Annotated in this window: 4 protein-coding genes; 2 read left to right on the forward strand and 2 right to left on the reverse strand. The window is 70.6% G+C overall.

The genetic code is table 11. The features are described 5' to 3' along the window. The first annotated feature begins 142 nt into the window (after positions 1-142). Positions 143-2,119 carry a threonine--tRNA ligase gene (gene thrS, locus B9S61_RS06990; protein ID WP_103541464.1) on the forward strand — a complete coding sequence of 659 codons (1,977 nt, stop codon included), beginning with the start codon at positions 143-145 and terminating at the stop codon, positions 2,117-2,119. 123 nt (positions 2,120-2,242) lie between these two features. Then, positions 2,243-2,809: an HIT domain-containing protein gene (locus tag B9S61_RS06995; protein ID WP_103541465.1), complete on the forward strand. Its 567-nt coding sequence runs from the start codon at positions 2,243-2,245 to the stop codon at positions 2,807-2,809. A gap of 105 nt (positions 2,810-2,914) precedes the next feature. Here B9S61_RS06995 and B9S61_RS07000 read toward each other — a convergent pair whose 3' ends face one another. Together B9S61_RS07000 and B9S61_RS07005 are read right to left on the reverse strand one after the other, a co-directional pair. Then, the gene (locus B9S61_RS07000; protein ID WP_103541466.1) at positions 2,915-4,570 is read right to left on the reverse strand and encodes a hypothetical protein; all 1,656 of its coding nucleotides are present in this window, start codon (positions 4,568-4,570) and stop codon (positions 2,915-2,917) included. A gap of 220 nt (positions 4,571-4,790) precedes the next feature. Beyond that, positions 4,791-6,989: an elongation factor G-like protein EF-G2 gene (locus tag B9S61_RS07005; RefSeq protein WP_103541467.1), complete on the reverse strand. Its 2,199-nt coding sequence runs from the start codon at positions 6,987-6,989 to the stop codon at positions 4,791-4,793. Positions 6,990-7,180: the final 191 nt, after the last annotated feature.

The following is a 7,180-nucleotide window of genomic DNA, read 5'->3' on the forward strand; positions in this document are numbered from 1 at the left end:
CGTGGGGGTGGGGAGCGAGGGGGCCGGCTGCCCCGGCGGGGGAGAATGATTTCGCGGAGGACCTGCCCGGGTCGGTACGATCGCACTCATGCGTGCGCTCCGGTATGGCGCCGCGACCACAGCCTTCAGTCAGGAGAGACCGGTGTCAGACGTCCGTGTGATCATCCAACGCGATTCCGAGCGGGACGAACGCGTGGTGACGACGGGCACTACGGCCGCCGAGCTCTTCGCCGGCGAGCGCTCGGTCATCGCCGCGCGCGTGGCCGGTGAGCTCAGGGACCTCTCCTACGAGGTCGGGGACGGCGAGACCGTCGAGGCGGTCGAGATCTCCTCCGAGGACGGTCTGAACATCCTGCGCCACTCCACCGCGCATGTGATGGCCCAGGCCGTGCAGGAACTGTTCCCCGAGGCCAAGCTGGGCATCGGCCCGCCGGTCCGGGACGGTTTCTACTACGACTTCGATGTGGACAAGCCGTTCACGCCGGAGGACCTCAAGGCCGTCGAGAAGAAGATGCAGGAGATCCAGAAGCGGGGGCAGCGCTTCGCCCGTCGTGTGGTGACCGACGAGGCGGCCCGCGAGGAGCTCGCCGACGAGCCGTACAAGCTGGAACTGATCGGCCTCAAGGGCTCCGCCTCGCACGACGACGGCGCGGACGTCGAGGTCGGCGGCGGCGAGCTGACGATCTACGACAACCTGGACGCCAGGACCGGCGAGCTGTGCTGGAAGGACCTCTGCCGCGGTCCCCACCTGCCCACCACCCGCAACATCCCGGCGTTCAAGCTGATGCGCAACGCGGCCGCCTACTGGCGCGGCAGCGAGAAGAACCCGATGCTCCAGCGCATCTACGGCACCGCCTGGCCCTCCAAGGAGGAACTGAAGGCGCACCTGGAGTTCCTCGCCGAGGCCGAGAAGCGCGACCACCGCAAGCTGGGCAGCGAGCTCGACCTGTTCTCCATCCCGGAGCAGATCGGCTCCGGCCTCGCCGTCTTCCACCCCAAGGGCGGCATCGTCCGCCGGGTCATGGAGGACTACTCGCGGCGCAAGCACGAGGAAGAGGGCTACGAGTTCGTCTACACCCCGCACGCGACGAAGGGGAAGCTCTTCGAGACCTCGGGTCACCTGGACTGGTACGCCGACGGCATGTACCCGCCCATGCAGCTCGACGAGGGCGTGGACTACTACCTCAAGCCCATGAACTGCCCGATGCACAACCTGATCTTCGACGCGCGCGGACGCTCGTACCGCGAACTGCCCCTGCGCCTGTTCGAGTTCGGCACGGTCTACCGCTACGAGAAGTCGGGCGTCGTGCACGGTCTGACCCGGGCCCGCGGCTTCGCCCAGGACGACGCGCACATCTACTGCACCCGCGAGCAGATGTCCGAGGAGCTCGACAAGACCCTCACCTTCGTCCTGAACCTGCTGCGCGACTACGGTCTGACCGACTTCTACCTGGAGCTGTCCACCAAGGACCCGGAGAAGTTCGTCGGGAGCGACGAGGCGTGGGAAGAGGCCACGGAGACGCTGCGCCAGGTCGCCGAGAAGCAGGATCTGGAGCTGGTGGCGGACCCGGGCGGTGCCGCGTTCTACGGTCCGAAGATCTCGGTGCAGGCGCGCGACGCCATCGGCCGCACCTGGCAGCTGTCGACCATCCAGCTCGATTTCAACCTGCCGGAGCGCTTCGACCTGGAGTACACGGCCGCGGACGGCTCCAAGACCCGCCCGGTCATGATCCACCGTGCGCTGTTCGGCTCGATCGAGCGGTTCTTCGCCGTGCTGCTCGAGCACTACGCGGGCGCGTTCCCGGCGTGGCTCGCCCCCGTGCAGGCGGTGGGCATCCCGGTCGGCGACGCTCATGTGCAGTACCTGGAGGAGTTCGCGGGCGAGGCCCGGCGGAAGGGGCTGCGCGTCGAGGTGGACTCCTCCTCGGACCGCATGCAGAAGAAGATCCGCACGCAGCAGAAGCAGAAGGTCCCGTTCATGATCATCGTCGGGGACGAGGACATGCACGCGGGCACGGTGTCGTTCCGCTACCGCGACGGTTCACAGGAGAACGGCATCCCGCGTGACCAGGCGCTGGCGAAGCTTGTCGACGTGGTGGAGCGTCGCGCGCAGGTGTGACGTGGGCACGGGCGTGACCCGTGCACAGGTGTGACGCGGCCCCGCCTCGGCGGGGACCCGGCCCCCGGGACCTGTCCCGGGGGCCTTTTCCGCGCCCCAGGGGTGACGCCATATGCTGCACGCATGACGAGCGAGCAGGAACAGCAGCTGGGAGTGGGAACGCCCGACGCGTTCCAGCGCTTGTGGACTCCGCACCGGATGGCCTACATCCAGGGCGAGAACAAGCCGAGCGGCCCGGGCGCCGACGACGGCTGCCCCTTCTGCTCCCTTCCGGCCAAGTCCGACGAGGACGGGCTGATCCTGCGGCGCGGCCGGCGGGTCTACGCGGTGCTCAACCTCTACCCGTACACGGGCGGCCATCTGATGACCGTGCCGTACCGGCACGTCGCCGACTACACGGACCTCACGACGGCGGAGACCGCGGAACTCGCCGAGCTCACCCAGCAGGCGATGACGGCACTGCGTACCGCGTCGGGCGCGCACGGCTTCAACGTCGGCATGAACCAGGGCACGGTCGCGGGCGCGGGCATCGCCGCGCACCTGCACCAGCATGTCGTCCCGCGCTGGGGCGGCGACACCAACTTCATGCCGGTGATCGGCCACACGAAGGTACTGCCGCAGCTCCTGGCGGACACCCGCAAGATCCTCGCGGAGGCCTGGCCGGCATCCACCAGCCCGTCCGGCGATTGAGGGCCAGGCCGTCGAGGCCGATGCGGGCCCGTGACCGCGACGCAGCCCCCGGGCCCGTGACCGCGACGCAGCCCCCGGGCCCGTGACCGCCCGACCGCCGGAGGCCTACGCGTCGTACAGGTCGGCCTTCTTCGGCGAAGCGTCCTGCACCGCCGTGCTGAGGAACGACGACCGCGACCCGAACTTCTCCGTGTCCACCCCGTTCTCGTCCAGCACCTTGATCGCCGCCGAGTGCACCGCCCGCAGCACCGGCGCCGCCGCCCGCAGCGCGTCGTCCGCCATGAACCGGTGCCGCCACGGCTTGTCCGCCCACGCGTGCCGCAGGCCGAACGGCTCCGGCAGGGTCAGCTTGCCGCCCAGCCAGTACAGCAGCGGCGGGTACCAGGTCAGCGGCGCCCGGGCGGTCAGGCGGACCACCTCGTCCGCGTCGACCAGGGGGAGCTTCACCTTCCGGGTCTCCCAGAACCTGACCGACTTCTGGACCTCCTTCTCCTTCGCCGCGGGACCGCTGGTGAACAGGGAGTGCACCGGCCCCAGCGCGTGCCCGGTCACCTCGATGCGCAGCGTCTCGTGCAGCACGGTCACGGTGATCAGCATGGTGATCACCAGCTGGCCGTCCCACAGCGTCCACTGCACGCCCAGGTAGTGCCGGTCGCCGGCGCCGAACTGCTGCTTGTTGCAGATGTCCTGTATGGCGTGCGACTTGATCTGGTACGCCTCGACGTCCGTGCCCTCCGGCCGGGACACCGCCGTGGCGTTCTCCCCGATCGGCGTGACGATCCAGTGCCGTACCGACGGCTTGGGGAAGCCGCCGGTGTGCAGCGGGCCGCGCTCCAGCATCCGCAGCCGGTCGTGGATGGACCGGATGACGTCCCAGCTGCGGAACGGGTTGATCTCCCGGTCCTTGTCCACCGGCACCAGCTCCTCGGCGAGCTGCCAGCTGCCCCAGCGGGTGCCCATGCCGAGTATGCCCTTGGGGCCGGCGTAGAACACGGAGTTGGACTGCTGCTCCGCGCTGAGCCGGGCCAGGGACTGGCGCAGCTGCTCGGCCGCCGTCTCGCCGGGGCTGGAGGGAACCGCCTCCGGAACCTTGGCGCCGACGCTGCTGCCGGACAGCAGGCTGCTCCACCGCGCGCGCAGATCCGTCGCCGTGCGCTCGCAGATGCGCTTGGCCCAGAACCAGCCCACCACCGGGGCGACCACCGTCGCACGCGCGTACCAGCCCCAGAAGCCCTCGAACGGCATGCGGAGCAGGAACAGGACGGCGAGGGCGCCCACCCCGACCAGCAGGACGGTGGCGAGCGCGCCGGCCCGTTTGTCCTCGCGCCGGGACATCGTCGTACGGATCTGGAAGACCAGCAGCCAGACGATCAGACCGGGCAGGAAGAGCAGCCCGCACAGGACCATGACGGCGCTGAGCCAGTTGTCCCGCTCGCGGCGTATGCGGTGCGCCGCGAGCGCGTGCTCCACCACCACCTGCGGCTGGGTGCCGAAGGACTGGATGAGCGGTGCCCGCCCGGAGCCCAGCATCCGGTCGATGACCGCCCTGGAGAACGCCTCGCCCAGGTTGGGCCGGAACAGCTTGATCCGGGGCTTGCCGACCGCCGACTTGTGCCACTCGTTGTCGGCCTTGAGTATCTCGTCGGCCTCGTTGTCCCGGTAGGCCGCCGAGGCCAGCGCGAACGTCGGCGTCTGCCCCTCGTCACCTGTGCGCGGTACCTGCGGACCGAAGAAATCCGCGTAACCGCTCTCAACGGTCATTCCCGCCCCCGATCGCCGCGACTGTCGTCTTGCGGCCTTCCCGACTTCCGTGCCGCGCACACCTGTTGATCAGGTCTTCAGCGTATCCGCAGTCAGGGACCTGGCGTGGGTGGACCGCCGAAGCGGTCCTCCGGTACGAGGTGAAGCGTTGCGGAGCACGTCCGTGACGGGACGCGTACGCGGGCGCCCGCGAAGTCCTCCCGCGAGCGCCCGGCGCCGGCTACGAGGCCTTGTGCGCCTCCTCCTTGACCCGTTCCGCGACCTGCGGCGGCATGGGTTCGTGCCGCGCGTAACGGCGGCTGAAACGGGCGGTGCCGTGCGAGAGGGAGCGCAGGTCGACGGCGTAGCGGCCGATCTCGATCTCCGGGACCTCGGCCCGGATGAGGGTGCGCCCGCCGGCCGACTGCTCGGTGCCGAGCACCCGGCCGCGGCGGCCCGACAGGTCGCTCATGACGGGGCCCACGTAGTCGTCCCCGACCAGCACACCGACCTCGGCCACCGGCTCCAGCAGGTGGATCTTCGCGTCCGAGGCGGCCTCGCGCAGCGCCAGCGCTCCCGCCGTCTGGAACGCGGCGTCGGACGAGTCCACCGAGTGCGCCTTGCCGTCCAGCAGGGTCACCCGCACGTCGATGAGCGGATGTCCCGCGGCGACTCCCTTGCCGGCCTGGGCCCTGACGCCCTTCTCGACGGAGGGGATGAACTGCCGCGGCACCGCACCGCCGACCACCTTGTCCACGAACTCGACGCCCGAGCCGTTCGGCAGCGGCTCCACCTCGATCTCGCAGATGGCGAACTGCCCGTGCCCGCCGGACTGTTTGACGTGCCGGCCGCGACCGGCCGCCCTGCCGCCGAAGGTCTCCCTGAGCGACACCCGGTGCGGTACGACGTCGACCTGGACGCCGTAGCGGTGGCGCAGCCGCTCCAGGGCCACGTCCGCGTGCGCCTCGCCCAGGCACCACAGGACCACCTGGTGGGTGTCCTGGTTCTGTTCCAGCCGCATCGTCGGGTCCTCGGCGACCAGCCGGGCCAGGCCCTGGGAGAGCTTGTCCTCGTCCGGCTTGCTGTGCGCCTCGATGGCGAGGGGCAGCAGCGGGTCGGGCATCTCCCAGGGTTCCATGAGCAGCGGGTCGTCCTTGGCGGAGAGGGTGTCACCGGTCTCTGCGCGGCTCAGTTTCGCCACACACGCGAGGTCGCCCGCGATGACGTGCGGCACCGGGCGCTGCTGTTTGCCGAACGGTGTGGACAGGGCGCCGATCCGCTCGTCGACGTCGTGGTCCTCGTGTCCCCGGTCGGCGAGGCCGTGCCCGGAGACGTGGACGGTCTGGTCGGCGCGCAGGGTGCCGGAGAAGACCCGGATCAGGGAGATCCGGCCGACGTAGGGGTCGGAGGAGGTCTTGACCACTTCCGCGACGAGGGGGGCGTCGGGGTCGCACGGCCTGAGCTCGCGCGGCCTGCCGTCTACCGTGGTCACGTCCGGGGTGCCGTGCTCCAGCGGGGTCGGGAAGCCGCCGGTGATCAACTCCAGCAGTTCGACCGTGCCGAGGCCCTGGCGGGCGCCCTCGGCGGCGGGCGTGGCGGCCAGGACGGGGAAGAACACCCCGCGCGCGACCGCCCGCTCCAGGTCCTCGATCAGCGTCGCGACGTCGACCTGCTCACCGCCGAGATAGCGGTCCATGAGGGTCTCGTCCTCGCTCTCGGCGATGATCCCCTCGATCAGCCGGCCGCGGGCCTCCTCGATCAGGGGCAGCTGCTCCTCGTCCGGCTCGGCCTCCTTGCGCTCGCCGCCGGAGTAGTCGAACAGTTTCTGCGACAGCAGTCCGATGAGTCCGTGCACGGGCGCGTGCCCGTCGGGCCCCTCGGGGCCGTGCAGCGGCAGGTACAGCGGCAGCACGGCGTCGGGGTCGTCCCCGCCGAAGGCCTCCGCGCAGACGCGGGTCATCTCCTCGAAGTCCGCGCGGGCCGCCTCCAGGTGCGTGACGACGATGGCGCGCGGCATGCCGACCGCCGCGCACTCGTCCCAGACCGCGCGGGTCGAGCCGTCCACGCCGTCCGAGGCCGAGACGACGAAGAGGGCCGCGTCCGCCGCTCGCAGACCGGCCCTGAGTTCCCCGACGAAGTCGGCGTATCCGGGGGTGTCCAGTACGTTGATCTTGATGCCGTCCCATGCGAGGGGCACCAGGGAGAGCTGGACCGAGCGCTGCTGCCGGTGCTCGATGTCGTCGTAGTCGGAGACGGTGCCGCCGTCCTCCACGCGGCCCGCCCGGTTCACGGCCCCCGCGGTCAGCGCGAGAGCCTCCACCAGTGTCGTCTTGCCCGCTCCGGAGTGGCCGACCAGCACCACATTCCGTACGGACGTGGGGTGGTCGGCCGCCTGTGCCCTGCCGGCGGCCCCGGGGTGTGTGTGCGCCTTGTCGCCCATGATCCTGCCTCCCGTGCACGGTGAGGTCACTGTGGGCGCGGACCCGCGGAATCCGCGTGCGGTGCGGCTCCGGCGACGCCCGCGGTCTTTCGAGCTTTCCACTCCCGTCACGGTGCGTCCATACGAACGACGCGATCCCGGCGTTCCGCCCTTTCACGGCGCCGCGGCGGAACGTCCGGCGGACCCCGCGC

Source organism: Streptomyces sp. SM1, assembly GCF_002910825.1.
Taxonomy (GTDB): domain Bacteria; phylum Actinomycetota; class Actinomycetes; order Streptomycetales; family Streptomycetaceae; genus Streptomyces; species Streptomyces okerensis.